General features: G+C 72.7%; 23 protein-coding genes and 2 pseudogenes. 16 read left to right on the plus strand and 9 right to left on the minus strand.

What is annotated here, in order from left to right; genetic code table 11:
* Positions 1-48: 48 nt before the first annotated feature.
* From BM051_RS16440 to rfbB, 3 genes are all read right to left on the minus strand, one after another.
* Entirely contained in the window at positions 49-1,038 is a 990-nt protein-coding gene (locus BM051_RS16440; RefSeq protein WP_243859575.1) for a chitinase, read from the minus strand.
* Positions 1,039-1,158: 120 nt separating this feature from the next.
* Positions 1,159-2,085, minus strand: coding sequence for a dTDP-4-dehydrorhamnose reductase (gene rfbD, locus BM051_RS16445; protein WP_092531261.1), 927 nt, complete (start codon positions 2,083-2,085; stop codon positions 1,159-1,161).
* Positions 2,086-2,090: 5 nt separating this feature from the next.
* The gene (rfbB, locus tag BM051_RS16450; protein WP_092531263.1) at positions 2,091-3,083 is read right to left on the minus strand and encodes a dTDP-glucose 4,6-dehydratase; all 993 of its coding nucleotides are present in this window, start codon (positions 3,081-3,083) and stop codon (positions 2,091-2,093) included.
* Positions 3,084-3,271: 188 nt separating this feature from the next.
* On the opposite strand from rfbB, the gene BM051_RS16455 reads away from it, so the two are divergent.
* The 13 genes and pseudogenes from BM051_RS16455 to BM051_RS29940 all read left to right on the plus strand — a co-directional run.
* Positions 3,272-4,822 (plus strand): LCP family protein, encoded by a 1,551-nt coding sequence (locus BM051_RS16455; RefSeq protein ID WP_092531038.1) that lies wholly within the window; start codon positions 3,272-3,274, stop codon positions 4,820-4,822.
* 106 nt (positions 4,823-4,928) lie between these two features.
* A complete protein-coding gene (locus BM051_RS16460) occupies positions 4,929-6,518 on the plus strand; it encodes an LCP family protein (RefSeq protein ID WP_092531039.1) in 1,590 nt (529 codons plus the stop codon).
* Positions 6,519-6,663: 145 nt separating this feature from the next.
* The gene (locus BM051_RS28520; RefSeq protein ID WP_134046189.1) at positions 6,664-6,846 is read left to right on the plus strand and encodes a hypothetical protein; all 183 of its coding nucleotides are present in this window, start codon (positions 6,664-6,666) and stop codon (positions 6,844-6,846) included.
* A 10-nt stretch (positions 6,847-6,856) separates the two neighbouring features.
* On the plus strand, positions 6,857-7,570 hold the full coding sequence (locus BM051_RS16465) for a TIGR03089 family protein (protein ID WP_092531040.1): 714 nt from the start codon (positions 6,857-6,859) through the stop codon (positions 7,568-7,570).
* 447 nt (positions 7,571-8,017) lie between these two features.
* Positions 8,018-8,461, plus strand: a complete 444-nt coding sequence (locus tag BM051_RS16475) for a pyridoxamine 5'-phosphate oxidase family protein (protein WP_092531041.1) — start codon at positions 8,018-8,020, stop codon at positions 8,459-8,461.
* A 185-nt stretch (positions 8,462-8,646) separates the two neighbouring features.
* Positions 8,647-9,291 carry a dihydrofolate reductase family protein gene (locus BM051_RS16480; RefSeq protein WP_243859576.1) on the plus strand — a complete coding sequence of 215 codons (645 nt, stop codon included), beginning with the start codon at positions 8,647-8,649 and terminating at the stop codon, positions 9,289-9,291.
* Between the two features lie 648 nt (positions 9,292-9,939).
* Entirely contained in the window at positions 9,940-10,413 is a 474-nt protein-coding gene (locus BM051_RS29415) for a MerR family transcriptional regulator (protein ID WP_208325960.1), read from the plus strand.
* On the plus strand, positions 10,364-10,762 hold the full coding sequence (locus BM051_RS29420) for a VOC family protein (protein WP_208325961.1): 399 nt from the start codon (positions 10,364-10,366) through the stop codon (positions 10,760-10,762). The genes BM051_RS29415 and BM051_RS29420 overlap by 50 nt, the downstream gene beginning before the upstream one ends.
* A gap of 25 nt (positions 10,763-10,787) precedes the next feature.
* On the plus strand, positions 10,788-11,042 hold the full coding sequence (locus BM051_RS16490; protein WP_092531043.1) for a hypothetical protein: 255 nt from the start codon (positions 10,788-10,790) through the stop codon (positions 11,040-11,042).
* A 136-nt stretch (positions 11,043-11,178) separates the two neighbouring features.
* A complete protein-coding gene (locus tag BM051_RS16495; RefSeq protein ID WP_243859577.1) occupies positions 11,179-12,855 on the plus strand; it encodes an amidohydrolase in 1,677 nt (558 codons plus the stop codon).
* A gap of 273 nt (positions 12,856-13,128) precedes the next feature.
* Positions 13,129-13,404 carry a hypothetical protein gene (locus tag BM051_RS29930; RefSeq protein ID WP_243859578.1) on the plus strand — a complete coding sequence of 92 codons (276 nt, stop codon included), beginning with the start codon at positions 13,129-13,131 and terminating at the stop codon, positions 13,402-13,404.
* 17 nt (positions 13,405-13,421) lie between these two features.
* A pseudogene (locus BM051_RS29935) lies at positions 13,422-13,577 on the plus strand (hypothetical protein); the annotation flags it as partial.
* A gap of 52 nt (positions 13,578-13,629) precedes the next feature.
* A pseudogene (locus BM051_RS29940) lies at positions 13,630-14,121 on the plus strand (TIGR03089 family protein); the annotation flags it as partial.
* Between the two features lie 78 nt (positions 14,122-14,199).
* On the opposite strand, the gene BM051_RS16505 reads toward BM051_RS29940, so the two are convergent.
* A complete protein-coding gene (locus BM051_RS16505) occupies positions 14,200-14,625 on the minus strand; it encodes a DoxX family protein (protein WP_092531045.1) in 426 nt (141 codons plus the stop codon).
* Positions 14,626-14,910: 285 nt separating this feature from the next.
* On the opposite strand from BM051_RS16505, the gene BM051_RS16510 reads away from it, so the two are divergent.
* Positions 14,911-15,264, plus strand: coding sequence for a VOC family protein (locus tag BM051_RS16510; protein ID WP_092531265.1), 354 nt, complete (start codon positions 14,911-14,913; stop codon positions 15,262-15,264).
* A gap of 179 nt (positions 15,265-15,443) precedes the next feature.
* Here the strand turns inward: BM051_RS16510 and BM051_RS16515 are convergent, their stop codons facing one another.
* Entirely contained in the window at positions 15,444-16,589 is a 1,146-nt protein-coding gene (locus tag BM051_RS16515) for an acyl-CoA dehydrogenase family protein (RefSeq protein WP_166677745.1), read from the minus strand.
* Between the two features lie 118 nt (positions 16,590-16,707).
* On the opposite strand from BM051_RS16515, the gene BM051_RS16520 reads away from it, so the two are divergent.
* A complete protein-coding gene (locus tag BM051_RS16520) occupies positions 16,708-18,363 on the plus strand; it encodes a class I adenylate-forming enzyme family protein (protein ID WP_092531046.1) in 1,656 nt (551 codons plus the stop codon).
* On the opposite strand, the gene purE is transcribed toward BM051_RS16520, so the two are convergent.
* The 4 genes from purE to BM051_RS16540 form a co-directional block, all read right to left on the minus strand.
* Complete coding sequence (purE, locus tag BM051_RS16525; RefSeq protein WP_092531047.1) at positions 18,347-18,856, minus strand: 5-(carboxyamino)imidazole ribonucleotide mutase; 510 nt, start codon at positions 18,854-18,856, stop codon at positions 18,347-18,349. The genes BM051_RS16520 and purE overlap by 17 nt on opposite strands.
* Positions 18,857-18,903: 47 nt before the next feature.
* Entirely contained in the window at positions 18,904-20,088 is a 1,185-nt protein-coding gene (locus BM051_RS16530; protein ID WP_092531048.1) for a 5-(carboxyamino)imidazole ribonucleotide synthase, read from the minus strand.
* A gap of 119 nt (positions 20,089-20,207) precedes the next feature.
* A complete protein-coding gene (locus BM051_RS16535) occupies positions 20,208-21,551 on the minus strand; it encodes a glycosyltransferase 87 family protein (RefSeq protein ID WP_092531049.1) in 1,344 nt (447 codons plus the stop codon).
* Positions 21,552-21,759: 208 nt separating this feature from the next.
* Positions 21,760-22,614: a PleD family two-component system response regulator gene (locus tag BM051_RS16540; RefSeq protein ID WP_177216951.1), complete on the minus strand. Its 855-nt coding sequence runs from the start codon at positions 22,612-22,614 to the stop codon at positions 21,760-21,762.
* A gap of 209 nt (positions 22,615-22,823) precedes the next feature.
* Here BM051_RS16540 and BM051_RS16545 point away from each other — a divergent pair, with 209 nt between their 5' ends.
* Positions 22,824-25,124 (plus strand): sigma-70 family RNA polymerase sigma factor, encoded by a 2,301-nt coding sequence (locus BM051_RS16545; protein ID WP_092531050.1) that lies wholly within the window; start codon positions 22,824-22,826, stop codon positions 25,122-25,124.
* The last annotated feature ends 8 nt before the right edge of the window (positions 25,125-25,132 follow it).

Below are 25,132 nucleotides of genomic sequence, written 5' to 3' on the forward strand. Positions count from 1 at the left end.
CGAGGGGTCACCGGGACCCGAGGGGGTGGGACGGCCTGGCCGCCGCGATCAGCCGGGGAAGCCGGCGAGGATCCGGGTGAACTCGTACTGGCCCTGCGCGATGCCGCTGCACGTCGGGGACACGCCGCCGCCGGCGCACGAGCCGTTGTCCCGGCCCACCGACCAGAACGCCAGCAGCCCGATCCGGTTGGCCCGCGCCCAGTCCACCAGCTGCCGGGCGTGCGACTGGGTGAAGATCTTGCCGTTGAAGTTGCGGCCGATCATCGGGGTCACGCCCAGTCGCCGCTTGAGCTCGGCGTCGCCGCGTCCCGGCCAGATCTGCCGCATCTGGTTCAGCGTGGCCTGTGCGGCCGCGATCACCGCGTCGCCCCAGTTCGCCCTGGACGAGCCGAACTCCATGGTCATCGGGTTGACCAGCACGTCGACGCCGTGGGCGGCGGCGCTGCGCAGCACGGTGACCGAGTACGGGTCGACGCCGTAGTCGTCGCCCTGCACCCGCAGCGTGTAGGTGACCGTCGTCCCGCGCTCGGCCTGCAGCCGGGCCAGCGCGGTGTTGACCATGTCGTGCGGGATGGGCGCCTCGACGTCGACGTCGAGGTGGTTGGTGCCGACGGTGTCCAGGATCTTCCGGTACGCCGCGGTGAGCGACGCCGCGTCCCGGCAGTTGTGCTCGAGGTAGGGGCCGACCGCGCCGCCGGTGGCGACGACCACCTGGCCGCCCATCGCCCTCAGCCCCCGGATGTCGTCGATGATCCGCGAGTCGGTGAGTGGGATGGTGCCGCCCCAGGACGGGTTGCAGCCGCTGTGGTCGCCGAGCACGAACGCGAGGGTGAAGACGCGGTGTCCCGTGACCCTCGCGACGTCCACAAGGGACGGTCGGGACATGGTGATGTCGATATAGGGCGCCGATGTCGGCGCCGGCGCCGCCGCGGTGAACGGATCGCCCTTCTGGTCCGCCGCCGCCGTGGTTGGGGCGCCGAGCACCGCCAGCGCCAGCGCGGCGGCGAGTACGCCGCTTCGGATCCGGCCGGTTCGCATGGTCGACCACCTCGTCTCAGAAGTCGAGACCTGCAGGGAGTGGACGCCGGAGCGTCCCTCCCGGAGGGTAAGTGGTCTAGACCAGATGTGCGTAGGGCCGGTCGTCGTGGGCCGTCCGGGTCAACCGTCCGAACGGGCGCCCTCGCGCAGCGCGTCCCCGTGCGCGGCGAGGAACGCCGACAACGCCTCCCGCCACGGCCGCAGCGGGGTCAGCCCGGCCTCCCGCCACGCGCGGTCCGACAACACCGAGTACGCCGGGCGTGCCGCCGGCCGCGGGAACTCGGCCGTGGTGCACGGCCGCACCCGCTCCGGGTCCGCGCCCAGCTCGGCGAAGATCGCCCTGGCGAAGCCGCACCAGGTGGTGTCGCCGGTGTTGGTCAGGTGCAGCACCCGCTGCTCGGGGCCCTCGCCGGCGGCGACCCGGCCGGCCAGCTCGAGCAGCCCGCGGGCCAGGTCGGCGGTCCACGTCGGCGAGCCGCGCTGGTCGTCCACCACGGACAGCGTGTCCCGCTCCCGCTCCAGCCGCGTCATCGTGGCGACGAAGTTGCTCCCGCCGGCCCCGTACAGCCACGCCGAGCGGACGATCCACGCCTGGGCACCCGAACCGAGCACCGCGTCCTCCCCCGCCGCCTTGGTGCGCCCGTAGGCACCGCGCGGCAGCACGCGGTCGGCGGGCTCGTAGGGCCGGTCGGCGTCGCCGGGGAAGACGTAGTCCGTGGAGACGTGCACCAGCGGCACCCGGCGCGACGAGCAGGCCGCGGCGAGCACCCTGGGCCCGTCGACGTTCACCGCGAACGCCCGCTCCTCGTCGGTCTCCGCGGCGTCCACGGCGGTGTAGGCCGCGGCGTTGACCACCACCGCGCGCCGGCCGGACTCCCGGGCCCGGCGGGCGAGGTCGGCCACCGCCTCGATCACCGCACCGGCCGAGGTGAGGTCCAGCTCGGCGGAGCCCGGCGCGACCACCTCCACGGACGCGTCGCTGGCGGCGGCCAGGTCACGGCCGAGTTGCCCACCACCGCCGGGCACCAGCACGACGAGACCGTCCACGGTGGTCACGCCCCTTCCAGCGCGGCGCGCTTCTTGAGCGGCTCCCACCAGGCGCGGTTGTCGACGTACCAGCGGACCGTCTCGGCCAGGCCCTCGTCGAACGGGATCCGCGGCGTGTAGCCCAGCTCGCCGCTGATCTTGGTGATGTCCACGGAGTAGCGCCGGTCGTGGCCCTTGCGGTCGGTCACCCGCCGCACCCGGTCCCAGCCCGCGCCGACCGCCCGCAGCAGCCGGTCGGTGAGCTCCCGGTTGGTCAGCTCGGTGCCGCCACCGATGTTGTAGGTCTCCCCGGCCCTGCCCTTGTCGGCCACCAGCTGAATGCCGTGGCAGTGGTCGTCGACGTGCAGCCAGTCCCGCACGTTCATCCCGTCGCCGTAGAGCGGCACGTCCTCGCCGTCGATCAGGTTGGTGATGAACAGCGGGATGACCTTCTCCGGGAACTGGTACGGGCCGTAGTTGTTCGAGCACCGGGTGACACACACCGGAAGACCGTAGGTGCGGTGGTAGGACCGGGCGATCAGGTCGGCGGACGCCTTCGACGCGGAGTACGGCGAGTTCGGCTCTAGCGGGTGCTCCTCGGTCCAGGAGCCCTCCTCGATCGACCCGTACACCTCGTCGGTGGACACGTGCACGAACTTGCCGACGGAGGCGTCGAGCGCGGCCTGCAGCAGGGTCTGCGTGCCGGCGACGTTGGTCAGCACGAAGTCCGCGGCGCCGAGAATGGACCTGTCCACATGCGACTCCGCGGCGAAGTGCACCACGAGGTCCACCCCGCGCATCAGCTCACCCACCAGCTCGGCGTCGCGGATGTCGCCCTGGACGAACCGCAGCCGGGGGTTCGCGGCCACCGGGGCGAGGTTCTCCCGGCACCCGGCGTAGGTCAGCTTGTCCAGGACCACCACCTCGGCGTCGGCGACCGTGGGGTACCGCCCGGTCAGCGCCTGGCGCACGTAGTGCGACCCGATGAACCCGGCTCCCCCGGTGACCAGGACCCGCATGTGCATTCCACCCTCTCGTTACCGGTGACGCCCGCAGTGTGCCACGGTCCGCTCTGGCCTCATTCGACCAATCCACCCCACATTCTCGGCGAAGTCAGTAATGTGGGAGGAAAGCGCCCTGCGGAGGTTGCGGAACGCCCTTCGTCCGGGGTACGCGCTGACCGCGAGGCCATCTGGGAGGAGCGCGCGTGACGGACCGGCCGCGGCCTGTGATCGGCGAGCCGGTCGCCCGTCGTCGAGGGGGCGCCGTGGGCCGGGTGGTGCTGCGTGGCGGCAAGGCGCTGCTCACCGCCGTCTCGGTGGCCGTGCTCGCGCTGGCCTGGTACGGCTGGCAGTTCGTCGGCGACCTCAACGAGGGGCTGGCCACCACCAACGTCTTCGACGGCGAGCCGAAGGCCAAGCCGCTGGACGGGGCGATCGACATCCTGCTCGTCGGCCTCGACAGCCGCACCGACGCGCACGGCAACCCGCTTCCGCGCGAGGTACTGGACATGCTGCACGCCGGGAAGGCCGACGGCGAGCGGCAGACCGACACGATGATCCTGGTGCACATCCCGCAGGACGGCACCCGCGCCGTGGCGGTCTCCTTCCCCCGCGACACCTGGGTCGAGCTGGCCGGCGGCTACGGCAGGCACAAGCTGAACAGCGCGTTCGTCTACGCCTACAACGACAAGCACCAGACCCTGCTCGCCCAGGGCGAGACCGACCTGCGGAAGGTGCAGCGGCAGGCCACCCTCGCCGGCAGGAAGAACCTGATCGCCACCGTCGAGCAGCTCATCGGCCGGCCGGGCATGATCGACCGCTACGCCGAGGTCAATCTCGCCAGCTTCTACGAGATCACCAAGGCCATCGGCGGCATCGAGGTGTGCCTGAAGGAGCCGGTCCAGGAGTACCGGTCGGGAATCGACCTGCCCGCCGGCCGGCAGACCGTCGAGGGCGTGCAGGCGCTGGCGTTCGTCCGGCAGCGCTACGAGCTGCCGAACGGCGACCTCGACCGGATCGCCCGCCAGCAGGCGTTCCTGTCCGGCCTCGCCCGCAAGGTGCTCTCCACCGACGTGCTGACCAGCCCGAGCAAGCTCAACGAGCTGGTCGCCGCGGTGAAGAAGTCGGTGGTGCTGTCCGAGCAGTGGGACCTGTGGGAGTTCGCCGCGCAGATGCGCGGGCTCACCGGCGGCAACATCGAGTTCCACACCATCCCGGTGGTGGGTGACGCCAGGATCGGCGGGGCCTACGTGCTCCGGATCGACGTGGCGCGGGTGCGCTCGTTCGTCGCCTCGCTGGTCGGGGAGCCCGAGCCGGCACCGGACGACACCGTGTCCGGCGCCGCGGACATCACCGTCACCGTCTACGACGGCTCCGGAGGCAGCGGGCTCGGCCGGCAGGTGCGGGACCTGCTCACCGACAGCGGGTTCGCCGGCACCGGGGTGACCAGGACCGCCGCCAGGTCCACCACCGTGGTGCGGCACGCGCCCGGCGACACGGCGACGCTCACCGCGATCCGGCAGGCACTGGGCGAGGTCGAGGTGGCCGCGGAGCCCGATCCGGACGTGCCGACCGGGCAGGCACGGGTCCTGGTCGGGCGGGACTTCCGGCCGACCACGGCGGCCTCGCCGTCCAACGCCGCTGGGCAGCGCAATCCGGCTCCGGCCGCCAGCTCAGGGCCGGGATCGGCGTCGACCTCCGCCGCGCCGCCCGCGGCGCCGCCGATCACGGCCGGCGGCGTCCCCTGCGTGAACTAGCGTGTGAACTCGCGCTCCCGTACCGGCTCGACGGCTTCGGACGAAGCGCCGGTGGCCTAGCCTTGAGTAGGCATGGTGGACGTCGGAAACGAGGTGGGGTGGGGACGTGACCGGCGGCGACGACGGCCCGGAGCGCGATCCGGAGCGGGAGGGGTCCGGAGAGTCGGAGGTCGGCGACACCGGCACCGCGGACGAGCACACCGCGGACCGGGGTGACGCCGGCGAGGACGCCGCCCACGACGACACGGGCGAGCACGGCGCTGCCCTCGAGGACGCGGCCGAGCACGGTACGGCCGAGGAGGACCCGGCGGGCGGCGCCGGGACCGCCGAGGACGGCGGGGACTCGGCTGCCGGCGAGAGCACCACTGCCGAAGACCACGAGGATTACGAGGACCACACGGCCGAGGGCGGCGGCGGAGCGGCCGCGTCGCCGCGGCGGTTCGTGCCCTCGCCACACCCGCGCTCGGCGCCCCCGGCCAGCGAGTCCCGCCTGGCCGAGCCCGCCCGGTCGCGGCGGGGGCGGCGGGCCGGGCACGCGGTGGGGCGGGTGCTGCTGGCGTTGCTGTCGGCGGTGGCGCTGGTGGCCACCGGCTACGCCTACACCCGGCTCGACGACCTGCGGGACAACGTCCACACCACCGACGCCCTCGACCTGCACGACGAGGACCCGGTGGCCCCGCCAGCCGACGACGGGGCCACCGACATCCTGCTGGTCGGCACCGACGCGCGCACCGACATGCAGGGCAACCCGCTGCCGCTCGACGTGCTGAGGGCGTTGCGCACGGAGAGCAAGGCGGGGATCAACACCGACACGTTGATCCTGCTGCGCGTCCCGAAGGACGGCGGCCGGCCGACCGGGGTGTCGATCCCGCGGGACACGTGGGTGAGCGTGCCCCAGGGCGGCCACGCCAAGATCAACTCGGTGTACGGCGTGGCGAAGGCGGCCGCGGCCGAGCGGCTGCGCCGGGAGGGGGCGCGCGACCAGGCCGCGATCGAGCGCGAGTCCGACCAGGCCGGGCGCCGCGCGCTGGTGAAGACCGTGCAGGAGTTCACCCAGGTGCGGATCGACCACTACGCCGAGGTCGGGCTGCTCGGGTTCTACCTGCTCACCGAGGCACTCGGTGGGGTCAAGGTGTGCCTGCGGCACGCGACCGAGGACAAGGACTCGGGGGCCGACTTCCGCGCCGGGCCGCAGGTGGTGTCCGGCGGCGAGGCGCTGTCGTTCGTGCGGCAGCGGAAGAACCTGCCGCGCGGCGACCTGGACCGGATCGTGCGGCAGCAGGCGTTCCTGGCGTCGGCGCTGCACCAGGTGCTGTCCGCGGGCACGCTGACCAACCCGGGCAAGCTGGACCAGCTCACCGACGCGGTGCACCGGTCGCTGGTCACCGACCCGGACCTCGACCTGTTGAAGTTCGCCGAGCAGGCGAAGGACATCGCCTCGGGCGACATCGAGTTCGTCACCATCCCGGTGGTCACGGTGGGCGCCCGCAGCGAGGACGGGCAGAGCATCGTCGAGGTGAACCTCGCCGAGGTGCGCCGGTTCATCGCCGGCCTGGTGCCCACGGACTCCGGAGCCACCGGAGCCGCCGAGGCCACCGCGGGTGTCCGAGGGGGTGGCGGCGCCGCCGGGAGCAACGGCGCCGGCGGTGGCGCCGCGCGGCAGATCACCGCCGAGGACGTTCCCTGCGTCAACTAGCGCACGTCGGTGGCGGTGCGCCGGCGGACCTGCCCTGTCCACTCTGGACGACTTGAGACAACCCCGCGCCCACCTCCTGAGAGCTCCTGGCAGCGGTACGGGCCTGCCCGTTCCGCGCCCGTTGGTGCGCGAAGGGCGAGTTCCGATGGACGAGCTCGACCCGCGTGCGGGCCTTCTCGGTATGACCGAGCTGGACACGGGCGGACTGCGCGAGATGCTGGACGTGCCGCCGCCCGGCGAGTTGCCCGGCGTGGTCGCGGCGGCCGCACGTCCGGGAAGCGGAAGCGGAAGGGCAGGTAGCACCACGGTCATCGGCCGCGGTGGCTAGTGTCGGGGCCATGAGCATCACCGAATGGCTGCTGCGTCCACTGCTCGCCACGGCCGCGGCCCGCCCGCTGATCACCCACTACGACGACGCCGCCGGGAGCAGGATCGAACTGTCCGTCGCCACCACCGCGAACTGGGCCGCCAAGACGGCGAACTGGTTGGTGGACGAGCACGACGTGGAGCCGGGCGACGAGGTCGCGGTGAACCTGCCGGCGCACTGGCAGACCGCCGGGGTGCTGCTGGGCGCGTGGTGGTGCGGGGCCCACGTGGTACGGGAGCCGGCGGGCGCGCGGGTGGCGTTCGTCGGGCCCTCGGCCGGGGCGAGCGAGGGCGCGGAGGTCGTGGCCGTGGTGGCGCTGGACCCGCTCGGCCGCGGGCTGCCCGCGCCACCCGCCGAAGGCGCGATCGACTTCCTCACCGAGGCCCGCCTCGCCGGGGACGACTTCACGCCGCTGCTGCCGGTTCCCGGCGACACGCCCGCCCTCGCCGGATCCACAGTGGACGAGGTGTTGGACCGGGCCGCGGCCGATGCCACGGCCGCGGGCATCGGCACCGGCGACCGGGTCCTGTCCACACTGGACTGGGACTTGCCGGAGGGCGTGCTCGCAGGGCTGCTGGCGCCGCTGTCGGCCGGGGCGCACCTGGTGCAGGTCACCGCGGCCGACCCGGCGAGGCTGACCGACCGCCGGCGCACCGAGCGCACGACGGTCGACCTGCTCCGCTGACGGTGGCCGCTGCCCGTGCTGGTACGGCGTTCGGCCGGAAACAGAGGCGTGCCAGGCACACCCCAGAACGCCTCATCGTTGAACCGGCCCCGAACGTCCTCGGCATACCATGTCAGCAGGCGGTCCGCGCCAGCGATCAACGGGACCAGCCGGACCTTCGGCCCGCTGCCGTTGGCGTCCTTGCCGAACCGCACATGGAGCTTGCCGAAATCTTGCGCAGAAGTTCAAGTCGAGGTACACGCCACTCGGCTTCAGCGACCAGGCGAACCTCGACGATGGCGCCATGTGGCCAACCGCGTTCGCCCTGACGGAGTTGACCCCGCCGACGAGGCACGGATCAGCGCATTGGTCAAGCAAGCGGCGAACTGAGGGCTGGCAGCGACCACACCGTCGCGCCGCAGCAGATCAACGACCATCGCTCGAATCGTGAACAGGAGACCTCACGCCATGCAACCCCCACCCCGGCCCCCCGAGCAGCGCAAGAACGACACACTGCGCCGACTCGAACACGACGTCGACGCCTGGGTGGCCACCGCCGACCCCGCGGGCACGCCGTATCTAGTACCCCTGTCGTTCCTTTGGGACGGCGAGACGCTCCTGATCGCGACACCGGCCACCAATCCCACAGCCCGGAATCTCCGCGCCAGCGGGCGGGTCCGCCTCACGGTCGGGCCGCCCCGCGACGTGGTGCTCATCGAGGGATTCGCGGTGGTCGTCGAGGAGGTCGCGCACGACGTCGGCGACGCGTTCGCGGCGAAGACGGGGTTCGAACCCCGGAAACAGCGGAACTGCCCGTACTTCCGTATCCGGCCGGAGCTGATCCAGGCCTGGCGCGAAGCCAACGAGATCGTGGGCCGGGATCTGATGGTCGCCGGCGAGTGGCAAGTGTAGCGCTCCTTCACGATCCGCACAGGACGGTGCCCGCACCACCGTTGGGACGGACACGCCTGGGTGTCGAGACCTTGCGGCACAGCGCTGACCGGCCCAACGACGGAGTGCGCACCCGTGTGCTAGGCCGTGCTCGTCCCAACGCGGTGAAAGAATCTTGACGCGGGATGTCGAAAGAGTGGGCTGCCGTGCGACGCGTTGACGACACCACCGACAGCGAAGGAGACAACGAGATGGGCAAGGTCACCACCGGCGCCACGATGTCGCTCGACGGCTACATCGCCGGACCAGGAGAAAGCGGCTTCGATCTGCTGTTCCAGTGGTACGGCAACGGCGACGTCGAGATCCCTTCGGCCAGTCCCGACGTGCCGCCGCCCCACATCTCCGCGGCGAGCGCCGAGCTGATCAAGCTGGAGTGGGAGAACACCGGCGCGTTGGTCGTCGGCCGGCACCTCTACGACATGACGAACGCCTGGGGCGGGCGTCACCCAATGAACGTGACCACGGTCGTGCTCACCCACCGGCGCCCCGACGACCGTCCGGAGGACGACGAGAACTTCGTCTTCGTCACCGACGGCATCGAGGCGGCGGTGGCCAGGGCGAAGGAGCTGGCGGGGGACAAGCACGTCGTCGTCAACGGCGGCCAGATAGCCCGACAGTGCCTGGAGGCCGGCCTGCTCGACGAGGTCGGCATCGAGTTGGTACCGGTCGTGCTGGGCGGCGGGAAGACGCTGTTCGGCGAGCTCGGCCCCACACCGGTGCAGTTCGAGGGACCCATAGCGGTGGTCGAGGGCATCGGCGTTACCCACCTGCGTTACCGGGTCAAGAGATAGTTCTCCGGCGACGACGCCGCCTTTCGGGTGAGCGGACCCGGCAGGGAGGGTCGCCCCGCGGCCCGGTGTTCCTCGCAATCCCCGGGCGTTCCCGACCTCGACCAGGCCGCCAAACATCTCGGCTCCAGAAAAGCCACTCTTGTCCGCCGAGTCGCCCAACTCGACCACGCCGCCGGCGCCACACTACTGGCAGCCACACCTGACGGAATCAAATGACTCCCGCCGGAAGTAATTCACACAGGGCGTACTTCCGATCTTGCCCATGATCGACCGAACCGGCAGGGGACCGCGCCGTATCACCCCAGAACATACTGAACCGCCCAGGAAAGGCAACAGAAATGAGACTGATCCTGAACGACATCACCATGAGACGACAGCAAATCGCGCCGGTGGTCGGTTGGCGAATCACCTTGGCAAACTGATTTCCCGGGCAGGAGCAGGCTCGAGCCCGCCAGGGTGGAAGACCCCCACCGACGTCGCCAGGCATTCAGGGACGCTCGATCAGCGCCAGCAGGCTCACTATCGTCGACCAGGAGCAGCATCGGGGAAGGCTGGGGGCATGGCGTGCCGGTTCGGCTCTGTTCGTCCAGGCCGCGCGCTTTGGCTGGGCTTGCACCTCACGCGACGTGAGATTCTACGATCGGATCCATGACGAAGTCGAGGGACGACACGTCCCAACGTGACGCCGGTACCGCCGGCAAGGTCGGCGAGCTGGCGGCCACGGCCGGGCTCACCGTGCGGACGCTGCGCTACTACGACGAGATCGGACTGTTGTCGCCGTCACAGCGGACCAGCGCGGGACACCGGTTGTACTCGGCTCAGGACGTGGAACGGCTTTATCGCATCGGGCTGCTGCGGCAGCTCGGGCTGCGGTTGGACGAGGTCGCCGCCGCCCTGACCGATCCCGACTGGAATCTGCTGGCCACGATGAACCGGCACATCGCTCGGCTCGATCAACGGCTGGGCATCGAGCACCGACTGCGAAACCGGCTGGCCGCGATGGCCGACACCCCTGGCCCACCATGGCGAGCCCGACACTCGCGAACTTCTCGAGACCTTGGAGGACATGGCCATGCTCGACACCAATATCCGGCGCCGCATCCCGACCCTGGTCTACCGTGATATCCCTGCGGCCCACGAATTCCTCACCACCGTCTTCGGTTTCGAACCGGGGCGCATCGCGCGGGCGCCCGATGGCACCGTCCACCACGCCGAGGTCACCGCCGGTGATGGCGTGATCTGGCTGCATCCGGTGTCCGAGCGGTTCGGCCTGCAGTCACCCGAGGCACTGGACGCGTGCACCGAGGGAATGTCGATCGTCGTCGACGACGTCGATGCCCACTATCGACACGCCGACCAGCACGGCGCGGACATCGTCCACCCGCCCACCGACCAGCCCTACGGATACCGCGAATACATCGCCCGCGACCTCGAGCAGCGGCTGTGGTCGTTCATGTCGCCGCTGACCTGACGCACCACCGAAGCACCACGCCAAGGTGCTGGCGGGCAAGCAGCGACTGCTCGCCGATCAGCAGCCGCGATGCACCCTGACCCGGCACGCGGCCGACCTCACCGACCCGATGGCTCACCGCAACCTACTCACGGACGCTCTTGCCGGGACAGACTTGCGGCTGACACGGTGCCTCGCCGCCATCGACACCGGTCCGATCGCCGCACCCGCTCGGCTGGCACCCGGCGACTCCCGATCCCCGGTTCTGACGCTGGCCGCGCTGATCGCCGAAAGCGGGTAGTGCGCCGAATGCGGTGATGCCAGACTGGGGCCGTTTCGCGTCGGGGCGCCGTGATCATGAGGAGAAGCCCATGTGCGATCAGCGTGGTACCGCCCGTCCGAGCCGACGTCCGCTGACTCGCGCCCAGTTCCTCCGCATGGTCGGCGCTGGGCTGGCCGTCACGGCCGCGCCGAACGTCTTGGCGTCGTGCGGCAACGCCCAACCCACCGCCTCGGGCCCCTCGGAGGGCAGGCTGTTGCTGGACAACGTGCGTGGTCACACCTTCGCCGCGGGCACCTTGCGCGAGTTCCGCAGCCTGCTGGTGGGCGATGACGGGCGGGTCGAGGCCCTCGATCCGGGCAACACCGACGGGGCGCGCCGGGTCGACGGCCGGGGCCGGGTGTGCCTACCGGGCCTGCACGACGCACACGGGCACATCTGGGGGTTCGGTGCCAATGCCACCCAGCTGAACCTGTCCGGCACGCGGTCGCTGGAGGAGGCCATGGCGGCGCTCGGCCGTTACGCCCGAGAGCATCCCGACCTCCCGTGGATCGTCGGCCGTGGCTGGAACGAGGTCGTCTGGGGCCTCGGCCGGCGGCCCACCGCGACCGATCTGGACACGGTGGTCGGCAATCGGCCGGTGTGGCTGGTGCGGGTGGACGGGCATGCCGGGGTGACCAACACCGCGGGTCTGCGCGCGGCCGGAGTGGACGCCGGTACGCCGAGCCCGCCGGGCGGAGAGATCGTGCACGGACCGGACGGCCAGCCGACCGGACTGTTCGTGGACGCCGCGCAGGATCTGGTGGAGAAGCACCTCCCACCGGCCGGGCCGCGGGAGCACGACCAACGGTTGGACGCCGCGCAACGCAGGCTGAACGAAGTGGGTCTGACCTCGGTCAGCGACGCGGGCACGGCGGCTGACGAGCTCGCGGTACTGCAGCAGCGGGTGACGGCCGGCTCGCTGACCCTGCGGGTGAACGCGTTCTTGTCGTGGGACGCGTTCACCGAGATCGGCAAGGATGTCCGCGCCGATTCGGTGGCCGGTGACATGCTCAGGGTGCGCACCGTGAAGATGTACATCGACGGCGCGTTGGGCAGCAGGGGGGCGGCGTTGCTCGAACCGTACGACGACGCGCCGGGCACTCGCGGCTTGCCGCAGCTGTCGGCCGAGGAGTTGAACGCGCGAGTGCGGCGCGTTGTCGACGCCGGGTACCAGGCCGCCGTGCACGCCATCGGCGACCACGGCAACCGGCTGGTGCTGGACGCGTTCGCCCACGCCCTGCCCACCAGCCCGCAGCCCCCGATGCGGCACCGAATCGAACACGCCCAGGTGGTCGCGGTCGAGGACATCCCGCGTTTCAAGCAGCTCGGATTGATCGCGTCGATGCAGCCCGTGCACGCCACCGACGACATGAACATGGCTGAGCAGCGGGTCGGTCACGATCGGATCGCCGGCGCGTACGCCTGGCGTTCCATGCTCGACCAGGGCACCGTGCTCGCTGCCGGTTCGGACTTCCCGGTGTCGTCCGAAAGCCCGTTCGAGGGCTGGCACGCCGCGGTGACCCGTACCGACAAGGAGGGCAGGCCGGCCGGTGGTTGGTATCCGGAGCAGGCGATGACGGTCGCCGAGGGCCTGCGTGCCTTCACCTTGGATGCCGCGTATGCCGCCCACCAGGAACACGCGCTCGGCTCGCTGGAGCCCGGTAAGTGGGCGGACTTCATCCTGGTGGACCAAGATCCTTTCGCGCTGGAGCGAGACCGCGCGCTGTGGCAGACGAAGGTGCTGCAAACCTGGGTCGGGGGCCGCCGCGTCGGCGAGTACGGCCAGTTGTAACGGCTGTCGCGCGAGGAGCCTCGCGACCCTGGCGAGGTGCCAGCGGGAGCGAATCGTCTCGCCCCGCGGGGACACGGTCTGAACCTGGACATCGAATACTGGCGACGAGCGTGCTCACCCGCTGGCCGCTACCGGGCGGGAGTCGGCCTCACGGCGGCGCCGGTAGCTCCCATTGGGCCGCCAACACTCACTCTGCAGCGCCCGGCGCCGGTAGCCTGGGGCGACCGACCGAAAGACCTCGAGGTGGCGGACAGCAGGACGGATGAGGCCACGATGGCTCTGGCGACGACACGGGTCAGCGGGCACCGGGACGCGCTGCCTCGCCTGGCGCTGGGACCGGTCGGTGCCGTCGTGGTGGCCCAGGTCGCGGTGCTCACGGCGCTATCCGGCCGCTACGGCTTCCACCGGGACGAGCTGTACTTCCTGGCCGCCGGGGATCGGCCGGCCTGGGGCTACGTGGACCAGCCGCCGATCACCCCACTGCTCGCCAGGGCGGCCGCGGCGCTCTTCGGGACAACCCGAGCGGTCTGCGGGTCGCCGCCACCCTGATCGGTGCGCTGACGGTGGTGCTGTCCGCGCTCGTCGCCAGGGAACTGGGCGGCGGGCGGGCGGCGCAGGTGCTGACCGCGGCGGCGACCGCGCTGTCCACGTTCGTGTTCGTCGTGTCACACATGTTGTCCACGACGACGGTGGACCTGCTGATGTGGACGCTCATCGACCTGCTGGTGTTGCGGCTGCTACGCACCGGTGACGGTCGTTGGTGGGTACCGACGGGTGCTGCTGGGCGCGTGGTGGTGCGGGGCCCACGTGGTACGGGAGCCGGCGGGCGCGCGGGTGGCGTTCGTCGGGCCCTCGGCCGGGGCGGACGAGGGTGCGGACGTGGAGGCCGTGGTGGCGCTGGACCCGCTCGGCCGTGGACTGCCCGCGCCACCCGCCGGCGGCGCGGTCGACTTCCTCACCGAGGCCCGCCTCGCCGGGGACGACTTCACGCCGCTGCTGCCGGTTCCCGGCGACACACCGGCCCTCGTCGAGTCCACAGTGGACGAAGTGCTGAACGGGGCGGCGGCCCGTGCCGCGGCCGCGGGCATCGGCACCGGCGACCGGATACTGTCCACACTGGACTGGGAGCTGCCCGAGGGCGTGCTCGCCGGGCTGCTGGCGCCGCTGTCGGCCGGGGCGCACCTGGTGCAGGTCACCGCGGCCGACCCGGCGAAGCTGGCCGACCGCCGGCGCACCGAGCGCACGACGGTCGACCTGCTCCGCTGAGCCGCACCGGGTGAGGTCATGATGTCCGGCGCGCGGTGGTCCTCGCGGTGCCGCCCCTGACCGTTGCCGCGCGTCCGGCTAGGCCGGCTGCACCTCGGGAGCGCGGCGCCGGCGGGTGAAGAGCACGTGGTCCAGCGCCAGGCGGCCGCCGTTGAAGCCGAGGGCGAGGCCGGCGAGGGCGAGCACCAGCACCAGCTCGTAGCCGCCCTGCCCGGTGAGGCCGTTGTCCAGGTGGACGGTGAGGATCGCGCCGATGCCGACCACGGCGTAGCCCAGCCCGACCAGCGGCAGCGCGAGGCCGAGCAGGAACGCGATCGAGCCGAGCACCTCGACGGCGATGGTGAACAGCGCCGCGACCGTGGGCAGCGGCACGCCCATCCCGGCGAACATGTCGGCCGTCGCGCCCACACCGTTGTCCCACTTCTGCAGGCCGTGCGCGAGGAACACGACGGCCACCCCGATCCGGCCGAGCAACGCGGACACGTCCCGTACCCGTTCCAGCATGAGACCCTCGCTTCCATTGAATATTCAACTAGGATCGGGACGCTAACCGGAGCTCCTTCAAGGACCTGTGAGGCGAGCGACCGCGCCGGTGGCTCCGTGCCCGCGTCATCTCGGGCCGCGCGCGGTGTGACCGCAGGACCAGGGACGTGGCGAGCCGGTACACTCCCCTGGGTCAGCGGCCCCGCGGGACACCAGACCTTCGTCGCATCGCGCCCCGGCCGCCGATGAGTTCCGGGGCCGGACGAGGTCCACCCGGGTGAGGAAGTGAACACCGAGGAGGACCGGATGACGATCGAACACGTGCTGGCCGTGGTGCCCGTCGCCGACATCACCACCGCGCGGGAGTGGTACGAGCGGCTGTTCGGCCGGGCGCCGGACAACCGGCCGATGGAGTCGCTGGCCGAGTGGCGGCTGACCGGCTCCGGGTGGCTGCAGGTGTGGCAGGATCCCGACCGCGCGGGGAACGGGCTGGTCAACCTGGCCGTGACCGACCTGGCCGCGCACCGGGACGAGCTCGCCGCGCGGGACCTCACCGCCGGCGAGATCCAGCAGGTGAACAAGGGCGTGGAGGTGTCGGCCCTCACCGACCCCGACGGCAACCGGATCACCCTGATCGGCGACTTCCGCGTCGACTACTGACCACCCGGGCGATCACCAGCGGAGTACCGCGAGGCCGTAGCGGAGGCACGCCGATGGGAATCCGCACTGCGGAGTGACCGATCGACGGCGCACGCCGAGCCGCGGCGGGACAGCTCCGCCCGAGGCGACGGCCTGATCGCACGGCATCGATGGGACGGAACCAGCGTCCCGAGGTCAACTCAGCCCTTGAGCAGCGACCGGGCCATCACCAGGCGCTGGATCTGGTTGGTGCCCTCGTAGATCTGGGTGATCTTGGCGTCGCGCATCATGCGTTCGACCGGGAAGTCCCGGGTGTAGCCGGCGCCGCCGAAGAGTTGGACCGCATCGGTGGTCACGTCCATGGCCACGTCGGACGCGAACTGCTTCGCGGCGGAGGCCATGAAGCTCGCCCTGGCGTCACCGCGCTCGGTGGCCGCCGCCGAGGCGTACACCAGGTGCCGCGCCGCCTCGATCTTCGAGGCCATGTCGGCCAGCATGAACTGCACGCCCTGGAACTCGGCCACCGCCCGGCCGAACTGCTTGCGCTCCTTCACGTACGCCACCGACGCGTCCAGCGCCCCCTGCGCGATCCCCAGCGCCTGCGCGCCGATCGTCGGCCGGGTGTGGTCCAACGTCCGCAGCGCCGTCTTCAACCCCGTCCCCGGCTCGCCGATGATCCGGTCGGCCGGGATGGCGCAGTTCTCGAAGTAGACCTCCCGCGTCGGCGAGCCCTTGATCCCCAGCTTGCGCTCCTTGGGCCCCACCGAGAACCCCGGGTCGTCGGCGTGCACCACGAACGCCGAGATTCCGTTCGCCTTCTTCTCCGCGTCCGGGTCGGTGACCGCCATCACGGTGTACCACATCGACTCGCCGGCGTTGGTGATCCAGGCCTTCGTCCCGTTGAGCACCCAGGTGTCGCCCTCGAGCCGCGCCCTGGTGCGCATCGACGCCGTGTCCGACCCGGCCTCCCGCTCGGACAGCGCGTACGACGCCGACGCCTCGCCCGCCGCGATCGACGGCAGCACCAGCTTCTTCAACTCGTCCGACGCCGACAGCAGGATCGGCTGCGTCCCCAGCTTGTTCACCGCCGGGATCAGCGACGCCGACGCGTCGACCCGCGCGACCTCCTCGATCACGATGCACGCCGCGACCGCGTCCGCCCCCTGGCCCTCGTACTCCTCGGGGATGTGCACCGCGTGGAACCCGGCCCTGACCAGGGCGTCCCGCGCCTCCGCCGGGTACCGCTCCCGCTCGTCGACCTCGGCGGCGTACGGCGCGATCTCCTTCTCCGCCAGCGCCCGCACCGCGGCCCGCAACTCCTCGTGCTCGTCGGCCAGCCGGTACAGCTCCACGCCGTCGGTCACCTGCGTCACCTCTTCCCTCCGCGGATGTCGCCCCCGATGTTAGCGCTCGCTTACTAGGACGTCCTTGTGTTCTTGCCCGCATTCTCCCTACTGTCGAGTAGTGCCGATCACCCCGCCCGGGCTCCCCAGGTCACTCACCTATCCCGAGGTCCCGGTCGGCGCGCTGCTGGCCGGCGCGGCCACCCGGTTCGGCGACCGCACGGCGTTCGCCCACGGGCCCGACGCGCTGAGCTACACCACGCTGGTGGAGTCGGCCTGCCGGTTCGCGCACGCACTGGCCGCGCGCGGCGTCGGCCGCGGCGACACCGTGGCCCTGCACCTGCCCAACTGCCTGACCTACCCGGTCGCCTACTTCGGCACCCTGCTGGCCGGTGCGACCTTCACCCCGGCCAACCCCCTGCTGCCCGCGCCGGCGCTGGCCGCGCAGCTCGCCGACGCCGGCGCCAGGGTCACCGTCACCGCCGGCAGGGCCGCCGCCACCCTGGCCGAGGCCCGCTCCGCCACCGCCGTCGAGCTGACGATCACACCCGACCCGGGCGGGCCCGGCGAGCTCGACCTCGCCGCGTTCACCGCCGACCAGCCGGCCACCCCGCCGCCGGTGGCCGTCGACCCCGCCGACCTGGCCCACCTCGCCTACACCGGCGGCACCACCGGCCGCTCGAAGGGCGTGCGGATCCCGCACCGCAACGTCGTGGTCAACGCGCTGCAGTGCGCCTGCTGGACCACCGGCTGCGTGCCGGACACCGACGCCGCCGGCAACCCGGTCCTGCGGCAGACGGGCCCCGCCGAGGAGTGGCCGGAGCAGGTCGGCACCGGCGTCGCGCTCAACCTCACCCCGTGGTTCCACGCCATGGGCACGGTGGGCTCGCTGGTCATCCCGCTGCTCACCGGCACCACGATCGTGCTGCACGACCGGTTCGACCCGCCCGCCTACCTCGCCGACGCCGAGCGGTTGCGGGTGACGCGGATGGGCGGTGCGCCCACGCTGTTCGCGGCGCTGCTGGCCTGCCCCGACATCGCCACCCGCGACCTGTCCGCGGTGCGACTGGTCACCTCGGGCGCGGCCCCGCTGCCCGCGAGCACGATCCGGGCGCTCCAGCGGCACCTGCCGAACGCGGTGGTCGCCGAGGGCTACGGCCTCACCGAGGTCACCATGGGCGCCGTCTTCTCCCCCGCCTGGCGTTCCGGCACGCGCAGGCCCGGCTCGGTGGGCGTGCCGCTGTTCGACACCGAGGTGGCGGTCCGGCCGCCGGACGGCACCGGCGGCCCGCTGCCACCGGGCACCCCCGGCGAGGTGTGGCTGCGCGGTCCGCAGGTGATGGCCGGCTACCACCGGCGGCCGGACGAGACCGCGGCGGTGCTGGTGGACGGGTGGCTGCGCACCGGCGACATCGGGGTGCTCGACGCCGACGGCTACCTGTCCATCGTGGACCGCACGAAGGACATGCTCATCTACAAGGGATACAACGTCTACCCACGCCAGCTCGAGGAGTTGCTGCTGGCCCAGGCCGGGGTGGCCGCGGCGGCCGTCGTGGGCCGACCCGCCGGCGATGTGGGCGAGCTGCCGGTGGCGTTCGTGGTCCGCACGCACGACGGCGTCACCGCCGACGAGCTCCTCGCCGCGGTCAACGCCCAGGTGCTGCCCTACCAGCGGCTGCGTGAGCTGCGGTTCGTCGAGTCCATCCCGGTGTCCGCGGCCGGCAAGGTGCTCAAGCGCGAGCTGCGCGAGCGGCTGGGCGCTACTCGGCTGGGCTGAGCCCGACCCGCTCGCGCAGCGCGGCGTCCTTGTCCAGCACGAGCCGCTCCAGCCCGGCCTGGAACTCGGCCATCCGCCGGCGCAGCCCCTCGTCGGCCGCGGCGAGGATGCGCACCGCGAGCAGCCCGGCGTTGCGCGCGCCGCCGACGGACACCGTCGCGACCGGCACCCCGGCCGGCATCTGCACGATCGACAGCAGTGAGTCCATGCCGTCGAGGTACTTCAGCGGCACCGGCACGCCGATCACCGGCAGCACGGTCGCCGCGGCCACCATGCCCGGCAGGTGGGCGGCACCGCCGGCGCCGGCGATGATCACCTGGAGGCCGCGCTCGGCGGCGGTGCGGGCGTAGTCCAGCATCCGCTGCGGCGTGCGGTGCGCGGAGTACACGCCGACCTCGTACGACACCCCGAACTCGTCGAGCGCCGTCCCGGCCGCCTCCAGCACCGGCCAGTCCGAGTCGCTGCCCATGATCACACCGACCCGCGGTGCCATGTCTGCCTCCCGGTCCTGAGTAGAGTCAGTAGACTTCAGCGAAGTCCTCAGTGGACCGAGTAGCGGTCCAGCCACTCGGCGTGCGACAGCCAGTGCGCGGCCAGCCGGGCCCGCTCCCGCAGCGGCTCCATCCGCTCGCCGAACACGTTCACGTGGCCGAGCTTGCGCCCCGGCCGCTCCTGCTTGCCATAGAGGTGCACCCTGGCGTCAGGGAACCGCGCGAACAGGTGGTGCAGCCGCTCGTCCGGCCCCATCCGCGGCGGGCTCGGCGCGCCGAGCACGTTGGCCATCACGCAGGCCGGCGCGATCGGCTCGGTGCTGCCCAGCGGGTAGTCCAGCACCGCGCGCAGGTGCTGCTCGAACTGCGAGGTGCGGGCGCCGTCCATCGTCCAGTGCCCGGAGTTGTGCGGGCGCATGGCCAGCTCGTTCACCAGCGGACCCGCCTCGGTGTCGAACAGCTCCACCGCCAGCACCCCGACGACGTCGAGCTCGGCGGCGATCCGCAGCGCGAGGTCCTGCGCGGCGTGCCCGGCGTCGTCGGCCAGCCAGGGGGCCGGCGCGAGCACCTCGGTGTTGATGCCGTTCACCTGCACGGTCTCCACCACCGGCCAGGCCGCGCCCTGCCCGAACGGCGACCGGGCGACCAGCGCCGACAGCTCCCTGCGCATCGCCACCCTGGCCTCCACCAACAGCGGGGTATCCGCGGCGAGCAGCTCCGGCACCAGCTCGCGGGTGGCGGCCTCACCGTCGAGCATCCACACCCCGCGGCCGTCGTAGCCACCGCGGGCGGCCTTGAGCACCACCGGCCAGCCGTGCTCGGCGGCGAACTTGCGCACGTCGTCGACCTCGGCCACGGCGGCGAACGCCGGGCCGGGGACGCCGAGCTTCGCCAGCCGCTCGCGCATCACCAGCTTGTCCTGGGCGTGCCGCAACGCGCCCGCGCCGGGCCGGACGACGACGCCCTCCGCGGCCAGCGTGCGCAGGTGCTCGTTCGGCACGTGCTCGTGATCGAAGGTGAGCACGTCGACCCCGGCGGCGAACGAGCGCAGCGCCGCCAGGTCGGTGTGGTGGCCCTGGACCACCTCGCCGGCGACCAGCCCGGCGGAGTCGTTCTCCCCGGCGGCGAGCACACGCAGCGACTGGCCCAGCGCGATGGCCGCCTGGTGGGTCATCCTGGCGAGTTGGCCGCCGCCCACCATGCCGACGACGGGAAGCCCGGTACGAGTGTCCATAACGCACCCGAGCCTACTGTGCCGGTGGGTACCACTCCGATCGGAAGTAGCCGTCACCACTGGTGACAGCGGCAAGGCGTCCCGCCACCGGTCTGCTCGGCCAGAAGTCCCGCGACCGCTCAGCGGGCCAGGCCGGCGTCGGCGAGCTCACCCGAGCTGTCTCCGGGGTCGTCGGTCGGTACCGCGACGCGGGCGGCCCTGCGCCGCCAGATCGCGCGGGCGGCGAGCACGCCGATCAGCACGACCGGCACCAGGAGGTAGGCGCTGCCCACCACGAACTGCCAGAACTGCCAGTGCAGCTCGATGCTGCGCCCGTTCGGCAGGACCAGCAGCACGCAGCTGAGGAACACCGCGACCACCGCACCGGCCGCCAGCCAGCGGCGCCAGGCGGTGGCCGGGGTGCCCTGCGGCAGCCGGGACACCAGCAGCACGGTCAGCGGCACCGCCCACACCCAGTGGTGCGACCAGGACACCGGCGACACGATCAGCACGTAGAACCCGGTGACCAGCAGCGCGGCCAGCGCCTGGCCGCGCCGGTGGAAGCGCAGCACCAACCACAGCGCGGGCAGGCCGAGCAGCGCGCCGATGGCCAGCGCCGCCGGCGACGCCCACGGGGCCAGCCCGGTGAGCCGGTTGAGCAGGCCGTTCAGCGACTGGTTGCCGGCCCAGTGGATGGGGCCGATCCGGCCGGTGTCGAACAGGGTGTGCGTCCAGAACCGCGCGGCGTCGCCGGGAATCAGCAGGAACATCAGCCCCTGCAGGCCGGCGAACGTGCCCAGTGCCCTGCCCGCCGCGGCCCGCTGCCCGGTGAAGAACAGGTGCGGGATGAACACGAACGGGGTGAGCTTCACCGCGGCCGCGACGCCCACCAGTACCCCGCTCCACCTGCTGTTCCTGGCGCCGATGACCAGCACGTCCAGCATGATCATCGCCATCAGGATCAGGTTGATCTGGCCGAGGAACAGCGTGCGCCACACCGGTTCGAGGCCGAGCAGCACGACGGTGAACACCAGCGTGGCTCGGGCCGGCGACGCCCAGCGGGGCAGCTCGCCACGTGGCCGGGGCAGCGAGCCGATGGTGACGCGGATCACCAGCGCCATGGCCAGGATCGACACCGCCGCCATGACGCCCCAGGCGACCTGGACGGGCAGCAGCGCCAGCGGCACGAACAGCAGCGCGGCGGTGGGCGGGTAGGTGAACGGCAGCAGCGCCCACCACGGCTCGGGGCCGAGCGTGTTGGCCTCGTACAGCGGCTCGCCGTGCAGCAGGGTCAGCGCGCCGGCGCGGTACACGGCGCTGTCCACCCCGAGCCGCCAGTCCAGCAGCCAGCCGACCACCCCGGCCACCAGTGCCAGCGCGGGGACGGCGGCCAGCAGGGCGATCGAGCGCGGCCGCAGCGACAGCCGTTCCAGTGAGGTCCGCAGGGACAGCCGCGGTGGCGGTGCGGGAGGTAGCTGGCTCACCCGATCAGGAAATCACGAACCAGTCTCCGCTCGCCGCCAAGCCCCACGAGAACTCCGCGCCGTCGCGCCACCACGGCCCCCGTTGGCCCTCGCCGCGCGGCAATGGCGAAGCCCGCGCGGTAGGGGAGCGTCGAGCAAGCCAGGCACGGTGATGCGCAGCATCTCCCGTTCGTGTGGTGGGGGGCGTGGTGGCGTTGACGGCGGGGCGTCAGGTGCGGCGGGCGGTGGCCAGGGTGGCGCAGGCCGCGTCGTGGGAGACCGGGAGCCGGAGCACCCGCAGCCGCGGGGTGCCCACCTCGCACAGGTCCCGGTCCACCGCCAGCCGCTCGGTCAGCTCCCGGCGCAGCCGCACCGCCTGGTTGGCCAGCCCGGCGTCGCGGGGCAGCAGCGCGCCAACCGTCGAGGAGCCGAGCACCGCCAGGCTCTCCCCGCCGGTGAACACCGATCGCAGCGCGTCCGCGGCCAGGATCATCCCGGTCAGCCGCGTCCAGCCGGGCGCCCCGGTGAAGTCCATCGCCACCACGAGCAGCGCGTACCGCTCGCCGGCCGGCCAGCCCTCCCGCGCGGCCTGCCGGTACACCTCGGCGAGCCGGGTCCGCAGGTAGGCGGCGGTGGGCAGCCCGGTCAACGGGTCGGTCACCTCCGCGCGGGCCACCTGCTCGAGCGCGGCGTCCGCCCACCCCTCCGCGGTGACCCTGAGCAACCGGGACGGTGTCGTGTCGACGTCCGGGGCGACGAACCCGTCTATGCCCTCGGGCCGGGCCAGCACGGCGTGCAACGCGGCGAGGTCGGCGAGCGTCTCGCCGAGCCCGGCCCCAGCGACCGCCCGCGCCCTGCCGAGGCCGGCGAGCGCGGCGTCCGGGGCGCCGCCCCGGACGACCACCGCGCACACCGCGTCGACCTCGGGCAGGGCCCAGTCGCTGGGGAAGCGCCACCCCGCGGCCATGCTGGCCGTGCGCCAGCGAGCCCGCAGCGCTCGCATCGAGCGGTCCTGCCCGTCGGCCACCGGTTGCCGGTCGGCGCCGTCCGAACCGGGCGCCGCACCCGTCGCCGGTACCTCCACTGCGAACCGCCTTCCCGGTCGTCTGTCCGATCAGGTGACGGCACCGGCCCCGGGGCGTGACGGCGAACGAGGAGCCGTCGTTGCGCCCTCCGGGGCACCATCCGACCTTCGACGTGACGTGCATCCCACCGTCCGTCACACTGAGTTCTGCGCGACGTCAGGGTAGTGAGGCGGCGAGGGGGCCGCAGCTATCCCGGAGGAGGAGGCCCGTGTCCACCGTCCCCGCCGATTCGAGCGGCCAGAGCGACGCCGAGCTCATCACGTCGGTGCGCCGCGGCGAGCTCACGGCGTACGGCACGCTCTACGAGCGGCACGTCCGGGCGGCGTACAACCTGGCGCGGCAGCTCGTCCGCTCCCCCGCCGAGGCCGACGACCTGGTCTCCGAGGCGTTCGCGAAGGTGCTCGACACGCTGCGCGGCGGCAAGGGCCCGGACAGGGCGTTCCGCGCGTACCTGCTCACCGCGCTGCGGCACACCGCCTACGACAAGACCCGGCGCGACCGCAGGGTGGACCTCAACGAGGACATGACCGAGGTCGGCGGCGCGGCCGGGGACGCGCTGACCGTGCCGTTCTCCGACACCGCGGTCGCCGGCCTGGAGCGCACCCTCGCGGCCAGGGCGTTCGCCCGGCTGCCGGAACGCTGGCAGGCGGTGCTGTGGCACACCGAGATCGAGCAGCAGTCGCCGGCCGAGGTGGCCCCGCTGCTCGGGCTCACCCCCAACGGCGTGTCCGCGCTGGCCTACCGGGCCAGGGAGGGGCTGCGGCAGGCCTACCTGCAGGTGCATCTCGCCGAGACCGCCGCGACACGCTGCCGCGCCACCGCCGAGCGGCTGGGCGCGTGGACCCGGGACGGGCTGGCCAAGCGGGAGCGCGCCCAGGTGGAGGCGCACCTCGACGAGTGCGACCGGTGCCGGGCGCTGGCGGCCGAGCTGGCCGACGTCAACGGCAGCCTGCGCGCCGTGGTCGCCCCACTGGTGCTCGGCGGCGCGGCACTCGGCTACCTGGCCGCGGTCGGCGCCACCAAGGCCTCCGCCGCGACGGCGGGTGCGGCCGCCGTGGGCGCCGGCACCGCCGCCGGCGCCGCCGGTGCCTCGGGCGCGTCGGGGGGTGGTGGCGTGGCGACCGCCGGGCCCCGCCAGTTCCTCGGGGTGGCCGCCTCCGGTGTGGCGCTGGCCGCCGCGATCGCCGTCGGGCTCGCCGCCGGCGGTGGTGGGCAGGACGTCCCGGCCGCCGCGGAGCGACCCGCGTCGCGGGTGCACGCGCCGGAGCCGGTGGCCCCGCCGGTGCCACCCGCGCCCCAGCCGCCCGCGCCGCCCGCGCCCGAGCCGCCGGCACCACCCCCCGCGCCCCCACCCGCGGAGCCGGCACCACCGCCGGTGCCGCCACCAGCCCCGCCGGAGCAACCCCCGGCGCAGGAGCCTCCCGCGGAGCAGCCCCCACCGCCGGACCAGCCGGAACCGGCGCGGCTGACCGCCGAGCGCCCCTCGGCCGACATCGAGCTGGTGCCCGACGGTGATCCCGTCGAGCTGCCGATCACCGTCCGCAACGACGGCGGCAGCGAGTCGGAGCCCGTCGAGGCGACGCTCACCCTGCCGCCGGGGGTGACCGCGACGGGCCCCGGCCACCGGATGGCCGGGCCGGCGCCGCTGCGGCTCAACGCCGCCCAGCCGGGCACCCCGCGGGTCGACTGCCCCGGCGGCGAGGGCCGCACGGTCACCTGCACCTCGCCCGAGGGCCTGGAGCCCGGGGAGTCGGTGGTGCTGGTGTTCCGGCTCGTCGCCGGCGAGAACGCCAGCGGCGGGCAGGTCACCGGCACGGTCAGCGCGGGCGCCGAGGTGCGGATCTCCGTGTCGGTGCCGGTGGCCGTGCGGGCCCTCCGCGACGAGGTCGCGCTGCGAGTCGAGGAAGAGAAGAATTGGCCATGGGCGCTCCCCTGGAGCCGGTGGTCGGTGTTCAAGGTCGTGGCCAGGAACACCGGGGAGAGCACCAAGCCGATCACAGTCGAGATCGACATGCGGGGCCAGGTGACGTCCGACTGGTGGGCAGTGCGATGCGACAGCGGCAGGACGCTGTCCTGCACCAGCAGGGAGGCTGTGGAGCCAGGGAAGGAGCTGCGGCTTTCGGTCCTGCTGCACCGTGGCCTCGCCGACGACACCGCGACGGTGACCGCGCGGCTCGGCTCAGATATCGCGACCCGGTCGGCCACCGTCCCGTGCGCGTTCCCCTGCCGCTGGCCGGACCGCCCGACACCCACGCCCGAACCGAGCATCAGCCCGGACCGGGCGCCGTCCTCACCGGACGTGCCCGGTGGCCGGCGACCGGGCAAGGGCACCGGGCCGAAGGACACCGAACCCGCGCCCTCGACGCCGGCGGAGCCACACCTCCCGCTGCCGGTCCTGCCCTCCCCCTCTCCACCGCCCTCTCCACCGCCGACCAGCACCTCCGCGCCGGACGGCGGGCCGAGGATCGACCTGCCACTGCCGTGGGACTGGTGGCCACGCATCGGCTGACCGGCGCC

The sequence above is a fragment of the Amycolatopsis arida genome (assembly GCF_900115565.1).
GTDB lineage: Bacteria > Actinomycetota > Actinomycetes > Mycobacteriales > Pseudonocardiaceae > Yuhushiella > Yuhushiella arida.

What these genes read in the sequence shown, in the direction of transcription:
- BM051_RS29415 (WP_208325960.1), top strand. Translation starts at nt 9,940, where the DNA reads ATGACGAAGTCGAGGGACGACACGTCCCAACGTGACGCCGGTACCGCC.
- rfbB (WP_092531263.1), bottom strand. Translation starts at nt 3,083, where the DNA reads ATGCGGGTCCTGGTCACCGGGGGAGCCGGGTTCATCGGGTCGCACTAC.
- BM051_RS29420 (WP_208325961.1), top strand. Translation starts at nt 10,364, where the DNA reads ATGCTCGACACCAATATCCGGCGCCGCATCCCGACCCTGGTCTACCGT.
- BM051_RS28520 (WP_134046189.1), top strand. Translation starts at nt 6,664, where the DNA reads ATGGACGAGCTCGACCCGCGTGCGGGCCTTCTCGGTATGACCGAGCTG.
- BM051_RS16475 (WP_092531041.1), top strand. Translation starts at nt 8,018, where the DNA reads ATGCAACCCCCACCCCGGCCCCCCGAGCAGCGCAAGAACGACACACTG.
- purE (WP_092531047.1), bottom strand. Translation starts at nt 18,856, where the DNA reads ATGGCACCGCGGGTCGGTGTGATCATGGGCAGCGACTCGGACTGGCCG.
- BM051_RS16505 (WP_092531045.1), bottom strand. Translation starts at nt 14,625, where the DNA reads ATGCTGGAACGGGTACGGGACGTGTCCGCGTTGCTCGGCCGGATCGGG.
- BM051_RS29930 (WP_243859578.1), top strand. Translation starts at nt 13,129, where the DNA reads ATGGCTCTGGCGACGACACGGGTCAGCGGGCACCGGGACGCGCTGCCT.
- BM051_RS16465 (WP_092531040.1), top strand. Translation starts at nt 6,857, where the DNA reads ATGAGCATCACCGAATGGCTGCTGCGTCCACTGCTCGCCACGGCCGCG.
- BM051_RS16510 (WP_092531265.1), top strand. Translation starts at nt 14,911, where the DNA reads ATGACGATCGAACACGTGCTGGCCGTGGTGCCCGTCGCCGACATCACC.
- BM051_RS16530 (WP_092531048.1), bottom strand. Translation starts at nt 20,088, where the DNA reads ATGGACACTCGTACCGGGCTTCCCGTCGTCGGCATGGTGGGCGGCGGC.
- BM051_RS16495 (WP_243859577.1), top strand. Translation starts at nt 11,179, where the DNA reads ATGGTCGGCGCTGGGCTGGCCGTCACGGCCGCGCCGAACGTCTTGGCG.
- BM051_RS16440 (WP_243859575.1), bottom strand. Translation starts at nt 1,038, where the DNA reads ATGCGAACCGGCCGGATCCGAAGCGGCGTACTCGCCGCCGCGCTGGCG.